General features: G+C 59.4%; 23 protein-coding genes. 13 read left to right on the top strand and 10 right to left on the bottom strand.

The genetic code is table 11. The features are described from left to right. The first annotated feature begins 175 nt into the window (after nucleotides 1–175). Nucleotides 176–1,321, top strand: a complete 1,146-nt coding sequence (locus tag DHN55_RS06995) for a TAXI family TRAP transporter solute-binding subunit (protein ID WP_337660007.1) — start codon at nucleotides 176–178, stop codon at nucleotides 1,319–1,321. Nucleotides 1,322–1,549: 228 nt separating this feature from the next. After that, complete coding sequence (locus DHN55_RS06990) at nucleotides 1,550–2,434, top strand: EamA family transporter (protein WP_108880605.1); 885 nt, start codon at nucleotides 1,550–1,552, stop codon at nucleotides 2,432–2,434. Between the two features lie 43 nt (nucleotides 2,435–2,477). Here the strand turns inward: DHN55_RS06990 and DHN55_RS06985 are convergent, their stop codons facing one another. Both DHN55_RS06985 and DHN55_RS06980 read right to left on the bottom strand, forming a co-directional pair. Next, nucleotides 2,478–2,945 carry a cupin domain-containing protein gene (locus tag DHN55_RS06985; protein ID WP_337660006.1) on the bottom strand — a complete coding sequence of 156 codons (468 nt, stop codon included), beginning with the start codon at nucleotides 2,943–2,945 and terminating at the stop codon, nucleotides 2,478–2,480. Nucleotides 2,946–3,008: 63 nt separating this feature from the next. Next, the gene (locus tag DHN55_RS06980; RefSeq protein WP_108880603.1) at nucleotides 3,009–3,488 is read right to left on the bottom strand and encodes an ester cyclase; all 480 of its coding nucleotides are present in this window, start codon (nucleotides 3,486–3,488) and stop codon (nucleotides 3,009–3,011) included. Nucleotides 3,489–3,618: 130 nt separating this feature from the next. Here DHN55_RS06980 and DHN55_RS06975 point away from each other — a divergent pair, with 130 nt between their 5' ends. Further along, nucleotides 3,619–4,494, top strand: a complete 876-nt coding sequence (locus tag DHN55_RS06975) for a LysR substrate-binding domain-containing protein (protein WP_108880602.1) — start codon at nucleotides 3,619–3,621, stop codon at nucleotides 4,492–4,494. Between the two features lie 11 nt (nucleotides 4,495–4,505). Here DHN55_RS06975 and DHN55_RS06970 read toward each other — a convergent pair whose 3' ends face one another. Then, nucleotides 4,506–5,120 carry a TetR family transcriptional regulator gene (locus DHN55_RS06970; protein ID WP_108880601.1) on the bottom strand — a complete coding sequence of 205 codons (615 nt, stop codon included), beginning with the start codon at nucleotides 5,118–5,120 and terminating at the stop codon, nucleotides 4,506–4,508. A 90-nt stretch (nucleotides 5,121–5,210) separates the two neighbouring features. On the opposite strand from DHN55_RS06970, the gene DHN55_RS06965 reads away from it, so the two are divergent. Next, nucleotides 5,211–5,591: a hypothetical protein gene (locus tag DHN55_RS06965; RefSeq protein WP_108881757.1), complete on the top strand. Its 381-nt coding sequence runs from the start codon at nucleotides 5,211–5,213 to the stop codon at nucleotides 5,589–5,591. Between the two features lie 13 nt (nucleotides 5,592–5,604). On the opposite strand, the gene DHN55_RS06960 is transcribed toward DHN55_RS06965, so the two are convergent. Both DHN55_RS06960 and doeA read right to left on the bottom strand, forming a co-directional pair. Continuing rightward, nucleotides 5,605–6,273, bottom strand: a complete 669-nt coding sequence (locus DHN55_RS06960; protein WP_108880600.1) for a DNA-3-methyladenine glycosylase I — start codon at nucleotides 6,271–6,273, stop codon at nucleotides 5,605–5,607. A 4-nt stretch (nucleotides 6,274–6,277) separates the two neighbouring features. Beyond that, nucleotides 6,278–7,459: an ectoine hydrolase DoeA gene (doeA, locus tag DHN55_RS06955; RefSeq protein WP_108880599.1), complete on the bottom strand. Its 1,182-nt coding sequence runs from the start codon at nucleotides 7,457–7,459 to the stop codon at nucleotides 6,278–6,280. 81 nt (nucleotides 7,460–7,540) lie between these two features. On the opposite strand from doeA, the gene DHN55_RS06950 reads away from it, so the two are divergent. The 6 genes from DHN55_RS06950 (at nucleotide 7,541) to DHN55_RS06925 (ending at nucleotide 13,502) form a co-directional block, all read left to right on the top strand. Further along, entirely contained in the window at nucleotides 7,541–8,653 is a 1,113-nt protein-coding gene (locus tag DHN55_RS06950; protein WP_108880598.1) for an FAD-dependent oxidoreductase, read from the top strand. Nucleotides 8,654–8,672: 19 nt separating this feature from the next. Beyond that, the gene (locus DHN55_RS06945) at nucleotides 8,673–10,271 is read left to right on the top strand and encodes a 5-guanidino-2-oxopentanoate decarboxylase (RefSeq protein WP_337660005.1); all 1,599 of its coding nucleotides are present in this window, start codon (nucleotides 8,673–8,675) and stop codon (nucleotides 10,269–10,271) included. 5 nt (nucleotides 10,272–10,276) lie between these two features. After that, nucleotides 10,277–10,975 carry an HAD-IA family hydrolase gene (locus DHN55_RS06940; protein WP_108880596.1) on the top strand — a complete coding sequence of 233 codons (699 nt, stop codon included), beginning with the start codon at nucleotides 10,277–10,279 and terminating at the stop codon, nucleotides 10,973–10,975. Then, the gene (locus DHN55_RS06935) at nucleotides 10,972–12,249 is read left to right on the top strand and encodes an aconitase X (RefSeq protein ID WP_108880595.1); all 1,278 of its coding nucleotides are present in this window, start codon (nucleotides 10,972–10,974) and stop codon (nucleotides 12,247–12,249) included. Before DHN55_RS06940 ends, DHN55_RS06935 begins: the two co-directional genes overlap by 4 nt. Continuing rightward, entirely contained in the window at nucleotides 12,249–12,674 is a 426-nt protein-coding gene (locus tag DHN55_RS06930; RefSeq protein ID WP_337660004.1) for an aconitase X swivel domain-containing protein, read from the top strand. Before DHN55_RS06935 ends, DHN55_RS06930 begins: the two co-directional genes overlap by 1 nt. A gap of 291 nt (nucleotides 12,675–12,965) precedes the next feature. Beyond that, nucleotides 12,966–13,502, top strand: coding sequence for a DUF6714 family protein (locus DHN55_RS06925; RefSeq protein WP_108880593.1), 537 nt, complete (start codon nucleotides 12,966–12,968; stop codon nucleotides 13,500–13,502). 104 nt (nucleotides 13,503–13,606) lie between these two features. Here DHN55_RS06925 and DHN55_RS06920 read toward each other — a convergent pair whose 3' ends face one another. Next, complete coding sequence (locus tag DHN55_RS06920) at nucleotides 13,607–15,151, bottom strand: trimethylamine methyltransferase family protein (protein WP_337660003.1); 1,545 nt, start codon at nucleotides 15,149–15,151, stop codon at nucleotides 13,607–13,609. 114 nt (nucleotides 15,152–15,265) lie between these two features. Here DHN55_RS06920 and DHN55_RS22245 point away from each other — a divergent pair, with 114 nt between their 5' ends. Genes DHN55_RS22245 through DHN55_RS06910 form a run of 3 tightly spaced genes read left to right on the top strand, consistent with a single transcriptional unit; the run spans nucleotide 15,266 to nucleotide 18,416 of the window. Next, nucleotides 15,266–15,505, top strand: a complete 240-nt coding sequence (locus DHN55_RS22245; protein WP_337660002.1) for a hypothetical protein — start codon at nucleotides 15,266–15,268, stop codon at nucleotides 15,503–15,505. Continuing rightward, nucleotides 15,505–17,409 carry a sulfate adenylyltransferase subunit CysN gene (gene cysN, locus DHN55_RS06915; protein ID WP_108880591.1) on the top strand — a complete coding sequence of 635 codons (1,905 nt, stop codon included), beginning with the start codon at nucleotides 15,505–15,507 and terminating at the stop codon, nucleotides 17,407–17,409. The genes DHN55_RS22245 and cysN overlap by 1 nt, the downstream gene beginning before the upstream one ends. Beyond that, complete coding sequence (locus DHN55_RS06910; RefSeq protein WP_108880590.1) at nucleotides 17,406–18,416, top strand: ornithine cyclodeaminase family protein; 1,011 nt, start codon at nucleotides 17,406–17,408, stop codon at nucleotides 18,414–18,416. Before cysN ends, DHN55_RS06910 begins: the two co-directional genes overlap by 4 nt. On the opposite strand, the gene DHN55_RS06905 is transcribed toward DHN55_RS06910, so the two are convergent. The 4 genes from DHN55_RS06905 to DHN55_RS06890 are packed head-to-tail and all read right to left on the bottom strand — an operon-like array spanning nucleotide 18,407 to nucleotide 23,156. Then, on the bottom strand, nucleotides 18,407–20,308 hold the full coding sequence (locus DHN55_RS06905; protein WP_108880589.1) for a thioesterase, FlK family: 1,902 nt from the start codon (nucleotides 20,306–20,308) through the stop codon (nucleotides 18,407–18,409). The two genes, DHN55_RS06910 and DHN55_RS06905, sit on opposite strands and share 10 nt — an antisense overlap. After that, entirely contained in the window at nucleotides 20,305–21,063 is a 759-nt protein-coding gene (locus DHN55_RS06900; RefSeq protein ID WP_108880588.1) for a cyclic nucleotide-binding domain-containing protein, read from the bottom strand. Before DHN55_RS06900 ends, DHN55_RS06905 begins: the two co-directional genes overlap by 4 nt. A 51-nt stretch (nucleotides 21,064–21,114) precedes the next feature. Then, nucleotides 21,115–22,149 (bottom strand): Gfo/Idh/MocA family oxidoreductase, encoded by a 1,035-nt coding sequence (locus DHN55_RS06895; protein WP_108880587.1) that lies wholly within the window; start codon nucleotides 22,147–22,149, stop codon nucleotides 21,115–21,117. Next, complete coding sequence (locus DHN55_RS06890) at nucleotides 22,149–23,156, bottom strand: SMP-30/gluconolactonase/LRE family protein (RefSeq protein ID WP_337660001.1); 1,008 nt, start codon at nucleotides 23,154–23,156, stop codon at nucleotides 22,149–22,151. Before DHN55_RS06890 ends, DHN55_RS06895 begins: the two co-directional genes overlap by 1 nt. Nucleotides 23,157–23,262: the final 106 nt, after the last annotated feature.

The raw sequence follows: 23,262 nt of genomic DNA, 5'->3' as shown, positions 1-23,262 counted from the left end.
GCAACACAAATACTGCTGCCCGATAATTGCCATAGGCAGGACAAAATCTTTTGCACCCATGCATGGCCATCCAACGGCGTAAATGTGGTCAAAGTTGGTAAAGGGTAATCGGGGGCTTCGATTGGGAGCTACATAAATGACTTGTGTCAAAATCTGCCGAACTGCACTCACTCGAATGTTCGTAGCCTTGTTTGGGATCTGCTTTGCGTTTCTGTCTCTCGGGCTGCCTGCCCAGGGACAACAGGTCCTGGAAAAGGTTCGCCGTGACTCCAACGCAGGTACAGTCAGGATCATGACATCAGGCGTCGAGGGCGCGCGCATGATCGATGAGATCGCCTTCACCGTAAACGAACCCGGGAGAATGCGGGTACTGCCGATGATCGGCGATGGCGGTGTTCAGAACGTCAACGACATACTGTTCCTGCGTGGCATCGATATGGGGGTCGTGCACCACGATACCCTTGCTCTCCTGCGCAAGGAGAAAACCTACGGCAGGATAGAAAAGCGACTGCGCTTCGTGGCCAAACTGTTTGATGAGGAAATTCACCTTATTTCGCGCAGTGGTATCAATGATGTGTCCCAGCTGGCGGGGCGGAAGGTAAACTTCGGCAAGGTGGGCTCGGGCACGTATGCGCGCGCGGCCCGGATTTTCAAGGCGATGGGTGTGGAAGTGGTTCCCGTCAATTTCGACCCGACGCAGGGACTTGAAAAGGTTGCCACAGGGGAAATTGCGGCAGCGCTTTATGTAGCGGCAAGGCCATCACCGATCCTGCAGCAGATTGGCGCCGGTTCAGGCCTTCGTGTGCTCTCAATCCCCGCTGTCGGCGAGCTCGAAAAAGCATATCGCAAATCGACCCTGAGTAATCGCGACTACCCCAACCTGATAACCAGCGACCGGCAGGTGGAAACCATTGCCGTTGAATCGGTTCTGGTGGGTTACCTGTGGACTTCCCCCAATGAGAGGTCCGGCAAAATAGCCAATTTCGTGACAGCTTTTTTTGACCGGATCGGTGACATTCAAAAACCTTACAGGTCGGCCAAATGGCAGGAGATTGATGTGCTGGCGGATGTTCCGGGCTGGCGCCGGTTGCAGATCGCACAGGACTGGGTCTCCACCAGGTATGCCGAGAAACGCAAGGCCGACGAATTGCTCGTGGCGTCCTCCACCGAGGCTCTGGAGGAGCAGTTCAGCAACTTTCTTACCACTATCGAGCAAAGCGGCAGTCTTCAACAGGTGCTTCAGGAACCCCCGTCCGAAGAAAAGATGGAAGACCTGTTTCGCGATTTCCTGCAGTGGCGCAGCACTGTGGCCCAGGAATAGGTAACCTTGAAGGGTGATGGCCGCGCCGGGTTGGATTCAACCATGCCGGCCGCTCTTTGCGGCGCCTGGAAGCTGACCTTGACATCGTAGGGCATAGCGGAAATTCTCGTTAAGAACCCGCCCGCTGTCGGCATCGCAAACAACTGAGCGATCCAGGACGGCGTGACGCAAGGCACACAGCGTTGACCCGTCACGGAGGACATCCCCCTGAAAGCCTTGCCATTGGCCATGTTCTGGTTGCTCGGGATCATCTGGGGCAGCAGCTTCATCTACATGAAGATGGCATCGCAACTGGTGTCTCCCATGCAGATCGTACTGCTCAGGGTCGTGTTCGGACTGGTGCCCATAGCGCTTTACGCCCAGTACAAAGGTGCCTTCAAGCGGGCCCACGTGAAACATGCAGGCCACCTTGCGGTCATGGCTGTTGTCGGCACCATCGCCTATTATTATGGGTTCGCCAAAGGCTCGTCCCTGTTGCTGTCAGGTGTTGCAGGCGCATTGAGCGGGCTGACCCCCATCCTGTCTTTCCTTCTTGCGCTGATGTTTCTGGGTGGCGAAAAGGCGTCCGCTTTCAGGGTGCTTGGAATCGTGATTGGATTTCTTGGCGTGCTTTTGATCGCCCAGCCATCCGGCACTGACATCGCAGCCACGAATATCGAAGGCGTACTTTACAACGTTGTCGGATCATTCAGTGTTGGCGCATCGTTTGTCTATGCGAAGAAATACGTCATCCCGCTCGGTATACCGGTCTCAGCCCTCATTACCTACCAGTTGGGGCTGAGTCTCGTTATTCTGCTCGTGGTCACGGACATGAATGGAATTGGTGAAATCTGGAGCAATGCTTATGTTGCAGCCGGCCTGATTCTGGGGCTGGGTGTGCTGGGAACCGGGATAGCATTCATAATTTACTACTACATAATCGATGAACTGGGGGCCGTCTCCGCGGCTTCAGTCGCCTACATCCCGCCCGTCGTTGCCATCATTATCGGAGTCTTCCTGGTTGGCGAAAAAATCGACCTGCGGGAATACCTGGGTGCCGCTCTCATCCTGGTTGGCGTGGCGCTGGTGAACAGGAAACAGGCAGTCAGAACAGCAACTACACACGGCAAATAGAGCGCTGACGGGTATTCGTTTCCCGACACCGCTTATCGCTGACCTAGCTGCGCCCGGGAACATCGCCAAGATTGATGATGTCGTATTTCCGGGCCAGTTCCTCCATTCTGACCGGGTCATCGAGCTCCTCGGCACTCATCTCACCAAGCTCTGCGAGGTAGAGGTCAAACCCGGCCGGCTGGAAGATCATCAGCATCCGTGCGGTGACGCTCGCGTCGTTCACGACACAGGCGTGCGGGACACCGGGCGGGATATGAAGGCAGCTTCCCGGTCCGGCCGTCACCCAGTCCCCGTCCACATGAAAGTCCAGGGCGCCTTCCAGTATGTAGAATGTCTCCGCGTGGTGGTCGTGGCGATGCAGACCCAGCGCGAACGTGGATCTCAGATTGTCTTCCATCAAGGTGAAATGACCATCGGAATCGTGCGCGGACACTTTCACGTAAGTATGATCGGCCGACCATTCGTAGTCAGTGCCGCCGAGCGGATTTACAAAGGAGTACCGTTTCGTCATCCTGTTTGTTCCCTTTTGGAAAACAGCGGCCGGACGCATGCACGCCCGGCCGGTTCGCAAGGTTCATTTGGTTTTCAGTTGGCGCAGTGCACCGGCCCAGTCCTCAACATGGTATGTCCGGACGATCTTGCCGTCTTCAATCGTGTGGATATCGATGGTCAGGATATCAAAGCTCCTGCCCTCGCCATCCACGCCGAACAACGGCCCGGCCGGCGTTCCTGTGGCCCGGCTCCGCACCACGACGCGGTCACCTTCCTGGATCATTTCCTCCACGGCCCATTTCAGGTCGGGAATAAGCTTGCCGAAGCCGCCGACCTGGCCAACGAAGGCATCACGGGTTTTGATTTTCCCTGAATAGTCCCCGATGCTTCCCCAATCGGCTGTGGTTGCCGATTTGAATGCGTCGGCATGTGCATCGGATGCCGGATTGCTCAGGTAATCGTAAAACGTCTGAACAAGCGCCTTGTCATCGGCCATCGCGGCATTGGCCATGGGCATGATCAACAGTGCAAGAGCAGCAAATATCGTCCTGAATTTCATCATCGTGTTCTCCTGGTTTCCTGGATCCGCCGGTCAGAAACGCTCTGATACGGCTTCCTTGCTACACAAGATGGACGAATGCATTTTAGATGATAAGATAGAATAATATGAATTCACTGTTCGGAAATTTTGCATGATAGATCAATTGCGCCAGATGGCGATATTCGCCAGGACTATCGATCACGGTTCATTCCGGGCTGCTGCCAGGGCCATGCGGCTGTCTCCGTCGGTTGTCAGTCACCAGGTATCGGAACTGGAAAAACGGCTTGGCACGGCTCTGATCTATCGCTCGACACGCAGCCTGTCTCTGACACGTGACGGCGAGCGTCTGCTTGCATCCGCGCGCACCATGATCGAGGCGGCAGAAGACGGGCTCCAGTCGGTCTCCGACCAGGCCCGGGAACCATCCGGGGAACTGCGCCTGACAATGCCCGCGGTCCTGGCGCGCTCAAAGCTGGTTGAACAGATCGCCGGATTCACCGTGATCAATCGAAAAGTACAACTGACGATGGACTTTTCAGATAGCCGCAAGAGTCTGATCGGTGATGGTTTCGACCTGGCGATCCGCATGGGCTGGCTCAAGGACAGCGCCCTCATCGCCCGCAAGCTCAGCAGTGTGAAGCGCCGGCTTGTGGCGGCCAAATCCTACCTCGAGAACCGGACGAGACCGGGGTCGCCTGCAGATTTGAACGACTGGGACTGGCTTGAGCTTTCTCCGGTCAGGGCCAAGCAGCCGAAATTTCAAAAAGCCGGACACAAGACCACGACCCTGAAACCGGCTTCCCGCATAAGCGTGAACGACGCACATGCGCTGTACCAGTTTGCCCGCGCCGGGGCAGGGTTGGCTTTCATTCCCGATTTTCTCGCCGAAGACGATGTAACAGCCGGCGTGATGGAATACGTACTCCCCGACTGGCAGGTAGAAGACATCGGGATATATGCCGTCTGGCCCCAGAACGCGCCCAAGCATGGTTTGACTAAGTACCTGGTTGACCATCTTGCAGATTGAGAGGGCGGTGGTCAGTTTACGTCTTCGCCCACCTTCAGCAATATCAGCAAGTTGTCCAGCGCCACAGCCGCACGCCGGTCCGTGCCCGCTTGCGTCAACACCGGCACAGCACCCAGCACCCGCCTGATCTGCAGGTCACCGACCAGCAGGTCCAGATAAAGCCCCACTGCCTCGCCGGCATCGTCAAATGCCAGGATGCCGGCGCCCCGGGCCTTGATGAAAACATCCGCAATCAGGGGCGCGACGGTATCCCTGCCCGCCTGGGTCAGTTCGCGCGCCAGTTCACCTGATGGGTCCGCAGCAGCCGCCCTGTTGAGGGTGATGGCCTTGTCACTGACCAGCAGTCCCAACAGCAGGGGCCCAAGCGCCTTCAAGGTCGCCTCCGGTGGCCGTTCCTGAGCCAGGTCGTTTTCCAGCAATGCTTTCACTTCACCGGCATTGGCCTCGACGAGTGACCTGAACAGTCCCTGCTTGTTGCCGTACCAGTTGTACAGCGTTTCGTTCGAAGCCCTGGCGCGCTTCGCCACCGACAACATCGACGTGGCCAGGTAACCCTTCTCGGCCAACAACTCCAGAGCCGCCGCCTCGATACGCTGCTTGCGCGCTGTCTTGTTTTCATCCCGCACTGTTCAGGTCTCCCGGAGCTGTTGACAATAAACGTACACATCGTTACGGATAATGCAACCGTACATATAATTACGTTTATGGAGATCGCCATGACAACCACACCCCGGACCCGCCAGGCTAACGCGGCCCTGACCGCCCTGATTGTGCTGCAACTGACCATGCTGGGCGCGCTGTTTGCGCAATCCGCCCCGCATCCGCCCGCAACCATACCGCTGTTTGGCATTGCGCCGTTTCTGGCTGCCGCCCTGTCGGCAGCAGCCGCCGCCATCATCATCGGCCCGCTGGAGAGCGCTCCAGGCAAGGTCCTGTCTGTGCTGGCAGCCCTGATGGCGCTGCTGTCTTACGGGCCGCAAAAATACCTGGATGCGCAGTTCGCCCTGATCTGGCCTGCCGTGATTTCCGGTCAGATCGCCGCTTTTGCGGTCATTGTGCTGGTCGGCTCTGCCGCGATGGCGCGTTCAGAAACCTGATCTAGAGCATGCTCTAGCCCACACTCATCGCCAGAATCCGGCTTAGATGGGTGTAGGGTCGGCCGGTTTCCTCATGCCACTGGTTGAAGGCGGCCTGCACCGCAGTCATGTCTTTTTTTGACGACGGAATTTTGGCGACGACCCCCTCACGCATAAGCGCGTTGGTGACATCCGCCGACAGGATAAACCCGTCCTTGCCGATGAAGCGCAGCGCATACTGACCGGTGTTTCCGCCCAGCCGCGACCCCTGTTTCTTCATCAGTTCCAGCAGTCCGATCTGGTCTGACGCGGGCCAGGCGCCGAGGAACTTTGCCGCGGTGCCGTGTTGCCGCGCCAGCTCGACCAGCCAGATGGCATTGTCGCGCACCGACATGATTTTCGCGCCGTGACGGACAATGCGGGTGTCCTTGAGCAGTGCCTCATATTCCTCGTCCGGCAACATCGCCAGGAAATTGGGATTGAAGCCGTGAAACGCCTCCTCAAAGCCCGGCCATTTCTTCTCGATGACCTTCCAGTTGAAGCCGGAATTGAAAATGCAGCGGGCAAAATTGGCCAGCCAGCGGTCATCCGGCAGTGCCATCACTTCCGACTGGTCCGGCACTGTTTGCAGCAGGGCCTGCATGGCGGCTTCTCCGCCCTTGTTGTTGGCGGCGAGGGTCTCGATCTCAGCAAAGTGACGCATATGTTTATCCCTTCACAAACAGCTTGCGCGGCGTGTTGCACAGGCACTCCACGCCGGTATCGGTAATCAGGATCGGCTCGGTGATTTCCAGGCCCCCGTCATCGAGCCACAGCGCCGGCATGAAATGGAAGATCATGCCGGGTTCAAGCACCGTCTTGTCGCCACGCCGGAACGACATGGTGCGCTCGCCCCAGTCCGGCGGATAGCTCAGTCCGATGGAGTAGCCGGTCCGCGAATCCTTGGAAAACCCGTGCCGCTCCAGCGTATCGTAAAACGCAATGGCGATATCCTCACAAGTGTTCCCCGGTTTTGCCTGCTCCAATCCCTTGTCCACGGCCTCCAGCACCGCCTTTTCGGCATCCAGGTACTTTTGCGGCACCTGACCCAGAAACAACGTGCGCGACTGCGGGCAGTTGTACCGCCTGTAACAACCGGCGATTTCAAAGAACGTGCTCTCGCCGGATTTGAACGGCTGGTCATTCCAGGTCAGGTGCGGCGCGGTTGCATCCATGCCCGACGGCAGCATCGGCACGATGGCCGGATAATCACCCCAGTGGCCATTGGCTCCCTCAATCGACACCTTGTACAACTCCGCCACCAGCGCGTTCTTGGGCAGCCCCGGTTCCGCCATGTCGACGATGGTTGCATGCATGCGCTCGACAATACCGGCGGCACGGCGCATGAACCCGGTCTCGGCGGGCGACTTGACGGCACGCTGCCAGTTCACCAGCCCGTTGGCGTCGCTGAAGGTGGCATCGGGCAAATGCGATTTCAGGCTTTCCCACGCGGCTGCGGTAAACCAGTAATTGTCCATCTCAACGCCTATGCGCGCACCCTGCCAGCCGCGCCCGGCAATGACGCCGGACAGGTGATCCATCGGATGACGCTCTGAAGACTGCACGAAATGATCAGGGTATCCGATGATGTTGTCGTGTGCCATGAACGCGGTCCTGTAGGCACCGTTGGCATCCATCGAGCGTCCCCACCACACCGGCTCGCCCTCAAGGCCAAGCAAAACCGCCTGGTGCACGTAAAACGACCAGCCGTCATACCCCGTCAGCCAGCCCATGTTGGACGGGTCCGACACAATGACAAGGTCAAGCCCGCGCGCACTCATTTCAGCGCGGGTTTTCGCAATGCGCGCCTGATACTCGTCATGTGAAAAATGCAATACTGCTTCACTCATTTTGATTGCCCCTCGACGGCGAACGAATTGTCGGACAAGAATGCCGTCAGAAATCGTCCAAACGCAATGCAAGTTGATAGTATGAGCAGAATTTTTGACATCGTGGTAGTTGGCGGCGGCATGGCCGGATTTTCAGCAGCCGCCGAACTTGCCGAAACCCACAAGGTCTGCGTGATCGAGCGCGAACCGCAGGCGGGCTATCATTCAACCGGCAGGTCAGCGGCAACCTTTGTCCCAAGCTATGGCCCGCCGGCCATCCAGGCGCTGGCAAAGGCAAGCGAGGCATTTTTTGAAGCTGCCCCCAATGACTTTGCCGCTGCACCGCTTCTGTCACCGCGCGGCGAGATAATGATGGTCGGACCCGGTGACGAGGCCCACATGGCGGAAGGCGAAGCACTGGGCCTGCGCCCGTTGCCGCTCGACGAGCTGAAACACAGGGTTCCGCTGATGAAAACCGATGCGCTGATCGCAGCCTTGAGCGACGATCATGCCCGCGACCTGGATGTGGACCTGCTGCTGCAGGGCTACATGAAACTGTTCAGGGCGCGCGGCGGCACCGTGGCGACCAAAACTGAAGTAACAGGTTTTACCCGGCACTATGGCGCCTGGCAGGTGCAGACCACCGATGGCGATCTGAGCTGCGCCATGGTTGTAAACGCAACCGGTGCATGGGCCACACCGGTTGCCGAACTGGCAAAAGCACAGTCGATTGAGGTCACCCCCAAGCGCCGCTCTGCTGTCCTGCTTGACCTGCCGCAAAGCGCCGGTGTCGATCAGTGGCCATTGTGCTTTGGCGCCGGTGAAACCTTTTACTTCAAGCCCATGGGCGGCAAGCTGATGCTGTCACCGGCCGATGCGACACCGGTAGAACCGCATGATGCCTGGGCTGATGACATGGCACTGGCCGAAGCGGTCGAGAAATTCCACAACGTGATCGACTTTGAGGTCACCCATATCGGTCATACCTGGGGCGGCCTGCGCAGTTTTGCAGAAGATGGCAACCCGGTCGTGGGCTTTGACGATGAGGTCGACAATTTCTTCTGGCTGGCCGGCCAGGGCGGCTACGGCATTCAGACGGCACCGGCGTTATCCAGACTGTCCGCTGCGCTGATCGACGGGAGACAAATACCCGATGATATTGCCGCTCAGGGGCTTGAACCCGCAACCATATCGCCTGCAAGGTTCGGCACTTGAACAAAAGGAAAATTGCAAAATGAGAGATGGTGGTGTCAGCGTCGGTGAAGCGCTGGTTGGATTGCTGGAAGCTTATGGCGTAACCGACGTGTTCGGCATCCCCGGCGTACACAATGTCGAGATGTACCGGGCCCTGCCGCGCTCTGGCATCACCCACGTCCTGACCCGGCACGAGCAGGGCGCCGGCTTCATGGCCGACGGCTATGCCCGCGCATCCGGCAAGCCCGGCGTGTGCTTTACCATTACCGGTCCCGGCCTCACCAACATCATGACGCCGATGGGCCAGGCCTATTCGGACTCGGTGCCGATGCTGGTGATCTCCTCGACCCTGGACGTGAAGAACTGGGGCCAGGGCCGAGGCAGGCTGCATGAAATGCGCTCGCAACTCAACGCGGCTGCAACCGTGTCGCAGATCGCAGCCACCTGTTACTCAGCCAGGGACGTTCAGGACCGGGTTGCCGAAGCGTTCTCACTGTTTGCTTCCGCCAGGCCCCGGCCGGTGTATCTGGAGATTCCGCTCGACGTGCTCAAGCAGCCGGCCGGTAGAGGCTGGAAACCGCGCGCACTGGCGTCAAAACCCCGGGCCACGCCCGACGAGATCGCAAGTGCCGTTGCCCGGCTGTCGGCTGCGGCCAGGCCGGTCATCATTCTGGGCGGCGGCGCCCGCCGTGCCGGTACTGCCGCAGCCAAGATCGCCGAAAAGACCGGCGCCGTGATCTTCACCACTATAGCTGCCAAGGGCGCCATTGCGGACGACCATCCGTTGCTGGCCGGCTCGTTGCTGCCAAATCCTCTGGCCACAAAAGTCATCATGGCCGCAGACGCCATTCTGGCGGTTGGCACGGAACTGTCTGAAACAGACCTGTGGTACCAGACATTCGACATCACCACGGGTCTCATCCGGGTGGACATCGATCCAGCCTCGCTGGCCCGGCCCTATCCGGCCGACCTGCCGATCACCGGCGATGCGGAAGCAGTATTGTCAGACATCGCGGACAGCCTGCCGGACCAGAATAAGGCCGACGCCCGCGCCGGCCAGGTCAGGGAATTGCGGATTGCCTGTGCTGACGGTCATGATGATCTGCGCCAGACCATCACCACGGTGCTGGACACGGTTCGCGCCGCCGTACCGGCTGACACGATCATCGCGTCCGACATGACGCAGATCGCCTATGCAGCCAATGAAGTGTTGCGGTTTTCGCAACCTGACTGCTACCTGCATCCAGCCGGTTTCGGCACTTTAGGCTATGCGCTGCCGGCAGCCGTCGGGGCACGCGTCGCCTGTCCAGACCGCCCCGTGATTGCCATGGCCGGAGACTATGGCGTGCAGTACACCATCAATGAACTGGGCACTGCTGCTGAGCTGGGCAAGCCCCTGGTTGTCCTGTTGTGGAACAATGATGCACTGGGCCAGATCCGCGATGACATGGTCCACAAGGGCATCCAGCCGAACGCCGTCACCCTGATCAACCCGGATTTCGCCGCCTTGGCCAAAGCCTATAACTGCGACGCCATCAGGCCGCAGACACTGGACGAGTTGTCATCGGCCCTAAAGACCGGCCTGGCTGCTGAAGGACCGGTACTGATCGAGGTCCGTCCCGCAATCGTGAAGGGCTGACGGAGATGACCGCAACCCACAATTGCGCGGTCATTTTTGACGTGGATGGTCCGCTCCTGCATTTGCGGAAGCCGGAGGAAGACGCGTTTTTTACGCCTCTGGAACAGGTATTCGGCATTACCGGCCTGTCGCGCGACTGGGACAGTTACCGGGTTCGCAATGATCACGACATCATTCACCAGGTGCTGAGCGAACACCTTGGCGACAGGTTCGAGCGGGCTCATTACGACGCCTATGTCGACGCCTATGATGCCGAATTGAAAGACGGCTTTGCCAGCGGCAGGCTTGAAGTCAGCATTGTCCCGAAGGCGCCTGACATCGTCACCGCACTTGCCGCCACGCCGGGGATGGCGCTAGGCATCGCAACCGCAAACCTGAGATGTGCCGCGGAAATACGTCTTCGCCAAGCCGGATTGTGGGACAATCTGAGCGCCTATCCCGGCACAGCAGACAAGAGCGGCCACAAGCATCAAGTGCTGGCCCGCGTCATCTCGGACCTGGCGCTGCCTGCCGATCGTGTTGTGTACATCGGCGATAACCTGAACGATCTTGAAGCAGGCCGGAAAAACGGCACCCACTTTATTGGTTTTCATGTGCATGCCGACCGCCGGCAACGGCTGACGGACAATGGTGCCGAGTTTGTCACCGGCGACCACAAAGAGACGCTTGCACTGATAACCAGGATGCTGACACTCGCCCGATGAGCGCAAGCCTGAACCTGAACGATGACTGCGCGGCGATGCTCTCCGGTGACCAGGGTCCGGCGCTGCAGTTCGCCATGCAACTGGTGAAGCGCGCGGCCAACGTTATGGGCGCAAGCGAGCTTGTCCCGGTCACATTCGCCCATATTGACGCCTGCTTTTACGCCGGCCGCGCCCATGTGGACTTTGCCCGCTTCATGCTCGAGGCAGGCGCAAAGTTCAAAATCCCGGCCTGGACCAATAACGGCCTGGTCAGCCTTGCCGATGAAAACATCCGTGATCCGAAAACCGACATGGCCCGTGGCGCCAAGGAACTGATGCAGCTTTATGCCGAGCTTGGCTGCCGTACCGTGTGGACCTGTGCGCCGTACCAGCTTCCCGGCGGACCGGTTTTGGGCGATCACATCGTAGTCGGTGAAAGCAATGCGGTGAGTTTCTACAACGCTGCCGTCGGCGCGCGCACCAACAAGTACGGCGACTATCTCGACGTCGCCTGCGGGCTGACCGGCTACGCTCCCCTGTCCGGCCTGCACACCGATGCAGGACGCCGTGCGCAGATACTGTTTGATACGTCTGCGGTTCCCGACAGCCTGAAACGGCAGGACATCTACTTCCATCTGCTCGGCACCGTCGTGGGCCAGCAGGCCGGCAAGAAGGTTCCGGCAATTGACGCCCTTGACCCGGATGTAAGTGAAGATGCCTTGAAAGCGGTTTCCGCTGCTGCTGCCGCCGCCGGTGGTGTCGAGCACTGGCACGGCATTGGCCGCACACCGGAAGCGCCGGACAGGCAGACGGCGTTTGCCGGTCGCGACCCTGTCAAAACCGTGGCTGTCACTCTCGACACGCTCAGCGCCGCCCGGCGCAGCCTGACCAGCGCCGGCGACGGCCCGGTTGAAATGGTGGCTCTCGGCACGCCGCATTTTTCGTTTACGGAGTTCGCTGACCTCATACCGATGTTGCAGGGGCGCAAAATCAACCCGGCCACGAAACTGTATATTTCCACCAGCCGTCACGTGCGCGATCTTGCGGCGCAGAAAGGCTGGATAGAAGCGCTTGAGGACGCCGGGGCCGAGATCATTGTCGATACCTGCACCTATTTTTCGCCCGCCGTGCGCGGCTGCAAAGGCCGCGTCATGACCAACGCCGCCAAGTGGGCCTGGTATGCGCCCGGCATGCTGGGTGTCGAAGTGTGCTTCGGCTCACTTGCCGAATGCGCCGAAACCGCTGTCAGAGGCGATGTCTGGCGCGATCAAGCCCTGTGGCAGGGGCTGGACTGATGGCAAGGCTGCAGGCAAGGGTGTTGTACGAGGGCGCAGCGGAGGGACCCGTCCTGTGGCTCGACGAGCCGTTGAGTTTCTGGGGCGGTTTTGATCCTGCCACCGGCATCATCGTGGACAATAATCACCCGCAGAGCGGCGTATGCATCAAGGACACAATTCTGGTGCTTCCATCCACCCGTGGATCCGGCGGCACGCCGGGCGGCGTGGCGGAGGCCATTCGCCTCGGCACCGCACCCGGAGCCATCGTCATGGCCACAGGCGATGCAAATGTAATGATCGGCGCTGCGGTGGCCGAGAAGCTGTATGGCTTGGTTTGTCCCGTGCTGGAGCTGACAGGCGACGGGCTCGCTTCACTGCAGCATGCTGAACGCGTGAGTGTCACGCCAGCCGGGCAGATACAGCTTGGGGCCAACACCCGCTGATGATCAGCAATTGCAAATTCTCATCTTCACAAATCGAGACGATTCCAAAAATCTCGCCTGCAGTGCGCTGCCTCCAAAACCTTGTCCGTCAGACTCTGCGTTGGAGATTTCGTCTTTATTGCATCAGTGGTGCTAGCCTCAGGTGGCGACGGCTTCAACATTCCCAGAAAAACCTAAGTTACCAAGGCCGTTTCGATCTCAAGGTTCTTATTAGTTTCCACAAGTTGGGATAGTTTTAGCCATTATTGCGCAGGGCAGTTGAGCCAACTTGGTTTGCACAGGATCGAATTCATGAAAAACTCACGTCACCTCGATGAACATCTGATTGATAAAGTCGAACGTGCATTCGCGGAGGTCGAATATCCCGGTGATGATGACCTGACTGACTCTTCTTATGGTGAAGAACCCCGGGCTCTCGTAAACGACTTTCGCGGAAAGACCGATTGGAAGCAATTGGACGTGGCGTTTCTCAATCAAGCGCCGGACGGGTGGGGAACCGCACTGTCCTTTTTCTCGGATAATGCTCTTCGGTTTTACCTGCCTGCGTACATAATTGCTGACATTCGGGGTGATTTAGACAGTTACGATCCGGTAGCACGCTTGTGTTCATCCCTGACGCCGCAGGGCGAGCGCAAGAAAATAGCAAAGATGTGGGGTGGAGGTACGATGGGCTCGCGGGCAAGGGCTTGCTTCGCAAAGTTCAGTCCTCAGCAACTATCTGCCGTTGTGGCTTACCTCCGGTGGAAACTGGATGCCAGGGCTGGGCACGATCCAACGATAGAACAGGCCCTCGAGAACTATTGGCTTGAGCACGACGTGGTCCCGTAGGGTTGAAACCGCCACATATTATTAGTGTCGTTGGAGCTTGCAGACCGAATGGCAAACAGAGGCTAAAGCGGCCCTTGTGAAGTTCACGACTTGATGGGTCTACCCTAGGGCTGCACATCCTTGAGTTCATGCTTGCGGCGGTTCATGTAATCCTTGAGCGCTTCATCCACCGCCTCATCCATAGGTGGTTCTTCGTAAGCTTCCAGCATTTGCTTCCAGACAACATTGGCGCGCTCGGTGGCGGTTTTCGAACCGGCCTCCTCCCAGTTCTCGAAATTGCGCCAGTCGGACACCATCGGCTGGTAGAACGCCGTTTCAAACCGCGCCAGCGTGTGCTGCTCACCGAAAAAGTGCCCGCCCGGCTCAACCCCGGCAATGGCCTCGACCCCGAGCGCCTCGTCGCTCATGTCCATTGGCGCCAGCGACGCTATCCATTGCCGGATCATTTCAGCGTCGATCACGCATTTCTCCATGGATGCCGACAGGCCGCCCTCCAGCCAGCCGAGGCCGTGATGCACGACATTGGCGTGGCCCATGATCACCGCCCACAGGGACATGGCTGTCTCATAGGTCGACTGCGCATCCACGCAATTCGATGCGTTCACGTTCGACGACCGGTACGGCAGCTTGAAGTACCGCGCGATCTGGCCGCCGATCAGCACCGCCTTGACATATTCCGGCGTGCCGAAGGCAGGCGCACCGGATTTCATGTCCACATTGGAGGTAAACCCGCCGAACAGCACCGGCGCGCCGGGGTTAGCCATTTGTGACAGGGCGATCACGGCAAGCGCTTCCGCAGTCTGCTGCACCAGTGCACCGGCAACCGTCACCGGGCTCATGGCGCCGGCCAGCGTGAACGGCGTCACCGCGACCGCCTGGCCATATTCACCGAAACACAACAGGCCTTCGAGCAGTTCCTCGTCCACCCGGCGAGGGCTGTTGACGTTGAACGACGTCAGCAGCGAGCATTCGGACTTGAGCTGGTCCAGGCCGACATCACGCGCAATGGCCACCATCTCGATGGCGTCCATCGCGCGGAATTCCGACACCGTGCGCACAAACGCCGACCGGTCGGTGTATTTCAAGATGGCATAGGCATTGTCCAGGTGCCGGGTCGGCACCGGCAGGTCCATCGGTTCGACGATGGAACCGCCCATCGTATGACACACGCCGAGCGCATGGTTCAGTTTCACCAGGTCGACAAGCGCCTGGTAGGTGCCCGGACGCCGGCCATCATCCAGGTCATTGATGTTGGGCGGCGAGCCGACGGTATTGAAGTTGATGTAATTGCCGCCCATGACCGTATTACGCTCCGGGTTGCGGCCGTGCACGGCAAAGCTTTCAGGCGCGAGGCCGACAAAGTGCTCCACCGTTGCGCGATCCATCCGCGCCACCCCGGTCTCGCGATCAACTTTGCAGCCGTTCTTCTCCAGTATGTCCAGGCATCTGGCGGACAGGAACTCCAGCCCGGATTCCTGCAACACCCGGAAGGCTGCATCAATCAGCCGGTTGAGATCATCCTGGCCCAGCAGTTCGACCGGCGGCAGCGGATTGCGGAACACCCCGATCGGTTCCGGCAATTGTCCCGAAGACCGGTCCGGCCGGCTGCCGCGCCTCGCTCTGCGTCTTCCACCTTCGCGTGTTGACATGACAGTGTCCTTGTGCTGACAAACAGGGGTGTCGTTCACCTCCTGAACGCTAGGCCTACACCACATTGCCAACATGACCAGTGAGGACAAATTCTTGGCATTGCAGGACAATGATTGACAATTTCTCCAAACCAAGATGAAACCAGCCCACGGCATGACCAACCTGATTTTTCCGAGAGCCGAATGACCCAATTATCCAGACCAAGTCATCTGCAACAACTGAAAGCTGAAAGCATTCACATCATGCGCGAGGTCGCGGCGCAAAGGCCGGTTGTGAAATGTGGGGCTGGCCGGGTCATGGACCGCGACCAGCCCGAATCGATGGAAAACAACAAGCAGGAAGGTTATTTCTGATGCAGACCCCTGACCTCACTGCCGACAATATCGAAGCCTACCTGGCCGGGCAGTCGGCCAAGGACAGGCTGCGCTTCATCACCTGCGGATCGGCGGGTGACGGCAAGTCCACCCTGATCGGCCGGTTGTTGTATGATTCGAAACTGGTCTCTGACGACCAGTTATCGGCCCTTGAAGCAAGCTCCGGACGCATCGGCACGCAGGGTGACAATGTTGACTTCGCATTGCTGGTTGACGGGCTTGCCGCCGAGCGTCAACAGGGCACGACCATTGATGTCGCCTACCGTGCGTTCACCACGCCCGGCCGCAAGTTCATCGTGGCCGACACGCAGGGCCATGAACAATACACCCGCAACATGGTCACCGGTGCGTCAACCGCTGACCTTGCAGTGCTGCTGGTCGATGCCACCAAGGGCATCCTGACCCAGACCCGCCGCCATGCCTACATCGTGACACTGCTCGGCATCCGGCAACTGGTGCTTGCGGTCAACAAGATGGACCTGGTGGACAATGACGAAGCCACCTATCGCGCCATCGAAGCGGACTTTCTCGCGTTCGCCAAGGAGATCGGCACAGACCACGTGACCTGCATTCCGGTGTCCGCACTGACCGGTTGCAATGTTACCAAAAACAGCCCTGAAACACCCTGGTATGACGGTCCGTGCCTGCTGCAGCATCTCGAAACCGTGGATATGGCGCAGCCCGATCATGACCAGCCCGCCCGCCTGCCGGTTCAGTTGGCAAGCCATCCCGACAGCACCTTCCGGGGCTTTGCCGGGACCCTGGTATCAGGCACGCTTAAGCCGGGTGACAAGGTGAAAGTGCTGCCGTCAGCACGTGAAAGCACCATTGCCCGCATCGTTACCCACGGTGGCGATCTGGAGCAGGCGCAAGCCGGTCAGGCCATCATGGTGACGCTTGCTGACGAAGTCGACGCCGGCCGCGGCAGCGTCATTTGCTCTGCCGATGACCCGGTGGAAGTTGCCGACCAGTTCGAGGCCCAGATACTGTGGATGGGTGATGAGCCCATGCTGCCAGGCAGGCCCTACCTGGTAAAGCAGGGCGCCCGCACGGTGTCGGCGCAATTCGCGCAACCCAAATACGAGGTCAACGTCAACACGCTGGAACACACCGCCGCAAAGACGCTGGAACTCAACCAGATCGGCATGTGCAATATCAGCCTTGATGAGCAGCTGCCGTTTACCGCCTATGCCGACAACCGCGATCTTGGCGGCTTCATCATCATTGACCGCATCAGCAATACAACCGTCGGTCTGGGGTTGATCAACTTTGCCTTGCGCCGGGCCAGCAATATTCACTGGCAGGCGCTTGATATCCACAAGGGAACCCGCGCGGCCACCAAGAACCAGCAACCCACGGTGCTGTGGTTTACCGGCCTGTCGGGCTCCGGCAAGTCGACCGTCGCCAACATTGTCGAAAAGCGCCTCACCGCCATGGGCCACCACACCTACCTGCTCGATGGCGACAATGTACGCCACGGCCTCAATCATGACCTTGGTTTCACCGATGCCGACCGGGTGGAAAACATCCGCCGCGTCTCCGAGGTCTCTAAACTGATGGCGGACGCCGGTCTGATCGTCCTGGTATCGTTCATCTCGCCGTTCCGGGCAGAGCGCCGCATGGCACGCGACATGCTGGAGGACGGTGAATTCATTGAAATCCACGTCGACACACCGCTCGAGGTTTGCGAAACACGCGATGTGAAGGGCCTGTATGCCAAGGCCCGCGCCGGAGAGATCAAGAATTTCACCGGTATAGACAGCGACTATGAAGCGCCGGAGAACGCGGAAATCACCATCAACACGGCCGAAAAATCGCCTGAGACAACCGCCGGTGAAATTGTCGACCACCTGGAAAACAGCGGAAGACTGAAACCGGCATGAACAATGAACCTGTGAAGCTGACCTGGCTGAACGGTCCGGACATCGACCGGCTGGCGATGACCGACGAAGAAATCATCGCCGCCGTCGAACAGGGCCTCATTGCCCAGGGCACGCCGGACGGCGCGGTGATTGAACCACGCATGCATTTGACGCCGAACCCTGCCTTCAACGGCCATTTCAATGTCCTGCGCGGCTATGTGGCGCCGCTGGACCTGGCCGGTGTCAAAATCGTCGGTGACTATGTCGACAACTACAAAAAGGGCCTGCCGTCGGAAATGGCCCTGCTCAACCTGTTTGATCCGCAAACCGGCATGCCGCGCGCCATTCTCGACGCGACCCTGATCACCGACGCCCGCACCGGCGCGCTGACCGCCATCGGCGCAAAACACCTGGCACGCAAGGGATCAAAAATCCTCGGCCATGTCGGCGCCCGCGGCACCGCATACTGGAATGTGAGGCTGCTCGATCACCTGTATGATTTCGACGAGATCAGGGTGCATTCGCGCCGTCCGGAAAGCCGCGAGGCCTTTGCAGCAAAACTGGAAACCGATCTCGGCAAGAAGATAACCGTGACCGACAACTGGCGCGACTGTCTGGAAGGCGCCGATATCATGGTGGAAGCCTCCCGGCTGGCTGAACGTGAGGAACTGTTCAGGGCAGACTGGGTGAAGCCGGGCACTTGCGTCATTCCCTACGGTACCGTGTCCGCACTGGACATACGGATGACGGACATCATGGACAAGGTGGTCATCGATGATTTCAGCCAGTTCCGCGCCGGAAATCTCGGGGCACTGCGCCCGCACATCGATGCAGGTCTGATATCGGAAGACACCGTGCATGGCGAGCTTTGCCAGATTGTCACCGGGGCAAAACCGGGCCGTGAACGCGACGACGAAACCATCCTGTTCTGGCACCGTGGCCTGTCATTGTCCGACATTGCCCTTGGCGCAGCTATGCTCGAAAAGGCTGAAAAACTCGGCATCGGACAAAAGCTGGTCTATCGGTAAACCTGCTTCGCCAGCCTACCCATCAGGACCAGTTCGCAGGCAACAGCTTCGACCTCCCGGCCAATGGGCCGGTCGTCGTCAAGAAACCCCGACAGGGCCCTTACCTGCTCATGGGCAGTTGCAATGCGCGGCGCCACGCCCGCCGGACCGGCAAGGTCCAGCGCCTGGGCACCGGCCAGCAGTTCATAGGCCAGCAGATAGCTCAGTTGTTCGCAAAGCTGCATCAGTTTCGATGCCGCCAGCGGCGTGAACGTGGCTGCATCCTCGACTCCACCGGCATTGAAGCTCGGAATGACGGGCACCGGATTGGCAAGGTGAATGATATTGGCCCGTACCGCTTCGACCGGCTTGAGCAACGGCCCGAAACCGGCCCGGTCGGTTGCCGCAGATGACAGCAACGGGGCAAGACCCGACATCTCCGGCGTACACAGCCGGTGGATGCGGGCCACCGCGTCATTGGCCAGGACCGCCAGCGACCGCGCAGTTACATCAAGGGCCTGGCTCAGCCAGGGCGTGTGGTAGTTGCCGGTCGAGACAATCCGGTTTTCGCCCACCAGCACCGCAGGATTGTCGGGTGCATGGTTGATCTCGACGTCAAGCGCGGCCTCCAGCACATCCAGGGCCGCATGCACGGCGCCATGGGTCTGGATGACTGAGCGCAGCGAAATCGGATCCTGCAGCCGGCGCGCAGCACCGTCCTGCATCAGGGCGCTGCCTTCCAGCAGGTCGCGAAAAGCCTTGGCGGTTTCAACCTGGCCGGCCTGCGGCCTGATACCGGCGGCAGCGGAGCTGAGCGGTGAAACATTGGCCCGAAAGCCCTCCATGACCAGGGCTGCGGATATGTTGGCAGCATCCAGCGCGGCGCGGGCAGAGAGCGCCGCAAGGCAGGCTAACGAAGCTGAATGCGCCTGATTGTTGCACAAGACCAGCCCGTCTTTCGGTCCGAGCATCAGCGGTTCCAGGCCTGCCTTTTTCAGGGCATCTGATCCCGGCATGCGTCCGCCGTCGAAAAACGCATCCCCTTCTCCCATCAGGGCATGCGGGACAGCGGCCATAATCACCAAGTCTCCGGCACCAATGGACCCGGTTGCGGGCATGACCGGTGTAACGCCCGAATTCAGCGCATCGCGCAGCGCGTCAGCAACGGCAAGACTGGCACCTGCCGCACCGCTCAACACGGTGTTCAGACGCACCAGCATGGCGGCACGCACCGCCGGCACCGGCAAAGGCTGGCCGATTGCCTGTGCCCGGCCGCGAACCATTTTAGCTGAGAATTCTGCCGCTTCTTCGACCGACAGCATGTCTGTTGCGCGCACGCCCAGACCAGTATTCAAACCGTAAGCGGGGGTGTTGTCGGCAAAATAGCGCTCCACAATGGCTCGCCCGTCGGCCATGCGCTCACGGCACTCGTCGGCGATCTCCACCCGGCGTCCATCGACGGCAACGGCCTCCACGTCGGAAATTTTCAATCCCCGGCCGGTCAGACGCAACGCTGTGTCCGGCGCGTCCGGAACAGCTGTCCCGGCAATGAGCCGGGCCAGATTGACCACCGCGCGCTGATGCGTCCCGGTCATGATCTGCTTGCCGGCCTGGGTCGCTTCCACGGTAAAAGTCAATCTGCGCCCGTCGACCCTGATCAGTTCAGCAGCGAGATCCACAGGCAGGTCCGGCGTGGCGGCACCGACATGCTGCATGTCGAAGCCCACACCCACACTAGCCTCACCTTCCTCAAACAACTGGTCCATTGCATAACAGCAGGCCATCTCGAGATAACCGATGGTGGCAGGCGACGAGACGACGTCGACGCCGGTATTGCCCAGGGCGGATGCCAGGTCTGATGGTTTTGAGTGCACCTGCCCCGTGTATGAGATGCCGGGCGCGGCCGGTTTCATGAAACACTGGCTCCGGGCTTGGGCTCGTCCTTCTTGACCGGATCGCCCGGCGGTGACGGGCTGATTACGCCGCCTGAGTCCTGGATGAACTTGTTCGACCGCACCAGCTTGTCGCGCATGTTGCGGGCGAAGCTGCCTTCGAGCGCCACACCGATTTCGGTATTCTTCCTGACCAGTTCGCGCAGCTGGTCTGCCTCGATGGCCCAGTACCGCGCAGCCTTGTTGACCTTCACGGTTGCACTTGCCGGTTCACCGCGCAAAGCCGTCATCTCGCCGATGAACGCGCCGGGTTCACAAACCGCCACTGCACGCCCGCCGGAGATCACCAGCGCCTGACCGGTTGCAAGATATACAAGATGCCGGACCGGCTGGCCTTCCGTTGTCAGTTCCGTGCCGGTTTCGCCGGATATCCAGATGCCGCGATTGAGCAGTTTTCGGCGATCGGACAATGACAGGCTGGGCAGATGGTTTTTCATGAAAACCGTTTCTTCCTCGGAAAACCGCGCCGACCGGTTCTGGTGCCAGGTGATGGCAAGCTGGACCGCATTGACCACGACCAGCAGGCTTTCCCAGAAGACGCCTATGGGGTCTTTCAGCCAGAACAGTGCATAGGCTATGGCGATGGAGGCTGACAGAATGACGAATATCCGCAGCAGAAACATGCGCCGCATGAGCATCGACACGACCAGCAGCAAATAGGCAAAGTGTCCCACCATTCCGCCGGTGGAGAAGGCTGATTCAAGTGTCAATTCCACGAAACTTACCAGTCAAAGTTACTCTGAACCCAATCAAACGACGATCATCAGTTATAGACAAGACGCCACGTCAATCCAGCACCGTTTTTCCGTTGACTGATAGGCCGCACGCTCGGCTGCCTGCACCACGAGATAATCCGACGCCTCGTTTTCCAGCCCTGTACCGTCCAGCATATGGTCAGCGACATGGGCACACAGGTTGTACACGCAGTCGCCGCCAAACACTGTGTCCACGAAATCACATGGCACTTGTGTCTCTGTCATGCTGCCGTGGCTGCGCAGCCAAAGTTCACCCTGGCCGGAAAGCCGCAAGGTTGCATCCGCCCCCTCGATCAGCATTTCACCCATCGTGCGCCGTGTGTTGTCAGCCGCATGGTCAGCCAGCCGGTTGCCGTCCAGCACGCCACGCACCCCGTCCGGCAGGTCGAATATGACAATACCGGCATCTTCTCCGGCGATGACCGGATTGAGACGCCGCAGGTCCGCAAACACCGCCGTCGGGTCACCGAACAGGTAGCGGAAAGTGTCTATCCAGTGCACTCCGGTCTCATGGATCAGCAGTTTCGGCATCTTCTGGAAATATGGTTGCCGCGCCAGATAGGCATCCGGCCCCTGCCCGTCACCAGGACGCAGGCGATAGGTAATCTGGTAAACCTGGCCGAGCGCGTTTTCATCAAGCAGGTGCCTGGCTTTGCGGTACCAGGGCTGGAAGCGGAAGTTTTCATGCACGGCAATGAAGCAACCGGCCTTCTGCGACAGGGCAACCGCCTCGCTTGCTTCCTCCGGGGTTTGGCAGAACGGCTTCTGGCAGATCACCGCGGTTCTTTCGTCCATGCAGGTCCGGATAAGCTCGAGATGGGACGGAGGCGGCGTGACAATGTCCACCAGGTCGGGCCGGGCGGCGGCCAGCATGTCGGCCACGTCCGAGTAGGCCGCGACACCATTGGCTTGCGCAGCCGCTTCAGCTGCCTCGGCATTCGTGTCGCAAATACCGACCAGCTCGACACGATCCATGCGCGTCCATGCTTCATGGTGCAGTTGCGCGAAATATCCCGCGCCGACCACGGCCACCTTCAAACTGTTCATTACGCCAGGTCCTTGGCCTGCAGCAGGGGCGCGATATCCGCCTGCCAGTGTGGCAGCGGATGGCCGGCAACCGGCATGTCAAACGATGCGACACTGTCACCCAGCAGACATCCGAGATAGGCGGTTTTCAGGTCCGCGCCGCCAAACGCCAGATTGGAGATATTACCCAACACCTGTGATTTGACTCCGTCGAGATGCGGCCGGCCCATATCATTTGCCTGATAGGCTTCTTCAACCCAGGCCAGGTGATCGGGATCAACGTCTTCAAGCCAGATGGTCTGCTCCCCGTCCGCGGCAATGCGGACCAGGCAATTGGAGACAATGGACGTCACCCACGCATTGCCGTCTGCATCAAATGCCAGGCCGTCGGGAAAGATCCCGGCACCGAACTCGCATACTGTTTCGCGCTTGCCGAGCTTGCCCCTGCCCGTCACCTTGAACCGCGACATCCTGCGAACGAAGGTTTCGTTGACATAGAGCCAGCGCCCGGACGGGTGCAGCATGCATTCATTGGTGTATCCGAGGCCATCGGCAGCGATACGGGGCGCGCCGCGGTAGGGAATATGCACGATGAAGCCGTCGTCCACGTCCTTGCGATAGCCGAGCGCGCGCGGCACGCGGCGTGTCGAAACCGTCAGGAACAGCCCGCTTCCACCATCCGAGATCACAAAATTGCAGGGTGGCAGCTTTTCACCATCAACTTCGTCCAGGACGGTTTCGGTCGTCGCGTCCGGTCGCAACCGGAAAAGGCCGCCGGTTTCATCACCAAGATGGGCCAGCAGAATGTTGCCGCCGTCTTCCAGGGCAATCCCGTTCGGCCTCAGTGGATCGCTTTCCGGACGATCCCCGGCAAGATGCCGGATGGACACGCCATGTGGTGCAACAAGACTGACGCCACCGGCACCGGTCCAGTCCGGCACGATCAGCAATCCGGACGAATGTGCCAACACACACTCCGGCCGCTTGAGACCGGAACCCAAAAAGTCGATGTCGGCAAGATCAATCATGCTGGTGCCCTGAACCTGGATCAGTATGGTTTTCGACTGGAACAATCAAAACCATAAAACTGACCGCTTTCAAAGCCTTATAGCAACTTTACGAGATCAACTGAAC

It is taken from the genome of Anderseniella sp. Alg231-50, from assembly GCF_900149695.1.
Classification (GTDB): domain Bacteria; phylum Pseudomonadota; class Alphaproteobacteria; order Rhizobiales; family Aestuariivirgaceae; genus Anderseniella.
This window is presented reverse-complemented; position numbering and strand designations above follow the sequence as displayed.

Coding starts and splice junctions, on each gene's coding strand:
- DHN55_RS06995 (WP_337660007.1), top strand. CDS start 176: ATGTTCGTAGCCTTGTTTGGGATCTGCTTTGCGTTTCTGTCTCTCGGG.
- DHN55_RS06990 (WP_108880605.1), top strand. CDS start 1,550: ATGTTCTGGTTGCTCGGGATCATCTGGGGCAGCAGCTTCATCTACATG.
- DHN55_RS06985 (WP_337660006.1), bottom strand. CDS start 2,945: ATGACGAAACGGTACTCCTTTGTAAATCCGCTCGGCGGCACTGACTAC.
- DHN55_RS06980 (WP_108880603.1), bottom strand. CDS start 3,488: ATGATGAAATTCAGGACGATATTTGCTGCTCTTGCACTGTTGATCATG.
- DHN55_RS06975 (WP_108880602.1), top strand. CDS start 3,619: ATGATAGATCAATTGCGCCAGATGGCGATATTCGCCAGGACTATCGAT.
- DHN55_RS06965 (WP_108881757.1), top strand. CDS start 5,211: ATGACAACCACACCCCGGACCCGCCAGGCTAACGCGGCCCTGACCGCC.
- DHN55_RS06960 (WP_108880600.1), bottom strand. CDS start 6,273: ATGCGTCACTTTGCTGAGATCGAGACCCTCGCCGCCAACAACAAGGGC.
- doeA (WP_108880599.1), bottom strand. CDS start 7,459: ATGAGTGAAGCAGTATTGCATTTTTCACATGACGAGTATCAGGCGCGC.
- DHN55_RS06950 (WP_108880598.1), top strand. CDS start 7,541: ATGAGCAGAATTTTTGACATCGTGGTAGTTGGCGGCGGCATGGCCGGA.
- DHN55_RS06945 (WP_337660005.1), top strand. CDS start 8,673: ATGAGAGATGGTGGTGTCAGCGTCGGTGAAGCGCTGGTTGGATTGCTG.
- DHN55_RS06940 (WP_108880596.1), top strand. CDS start 10,277: ATGACCGCAACCCACAATTGCGCGGTCATTTTTGACGTGGATGGTCCG.
- DHN55_RS06935 (WP_108880595.1), top strand. CDS start 10,972: ATGAGCGCAAGCCTGAACCTGAACGATGACTGCGCGGCGATGCTCTCC.
- DHN55_RS06930 (WP_337660004.1), top strand. CDS start 12,249: ATGGCAAGGCTGCAGGCAAGGGTGTTGTACGAGGGCGCAGCGGAGGGA.
- DHN55_RS06925 (WP_108880593.1), top strand. CDS start 12,966: ATGAAAAACTCACGTCACCTCGATGAACATCTGATTGATAAAGTCGAA.
- DHN55_RS06920 (WP_337660003.1), bottom strand. CDS start 15,151: ATGTCAACACGCGAAGGTGGAAGACGCAGAGCGAGGCGCGGCAGCCGG.
- cysN (WP_108880591.1), top strand. CDS start 15,505: ATGCAGACCCCTGACCTCACTGCCGACAATATCGAAGCCTACCTGGCC.
- DHN55_RS06910 (WP_108880590.1), top strand. CDS start 17,406: ATGAACAATGAACCTGTGAAGCTGACCTGGCTGAACGGTCCGGACATC.
- DHN55_RS06905 (WP_108880589.1), bottom strand. CDS start 20,308: ATGAAACCGGCCGCGCCCGGCATCTCATACACGGGGCAGGTGCACTCA.
- DHN55_RS06895 (WP_108880587.1), bottom strand. CDS start 22,149: ATGAACAGTTTGAAGGTGGCCGTGGTCGGCGCGGGATATTTCGCGCAA.
- DHN55_RS06890 (WP_337660001.1), bottom strand. CDS start 23,156: ATGATTGATCTTGCCGACATCGACTTTTTGGGTTCCGGTCTCAAGCGG.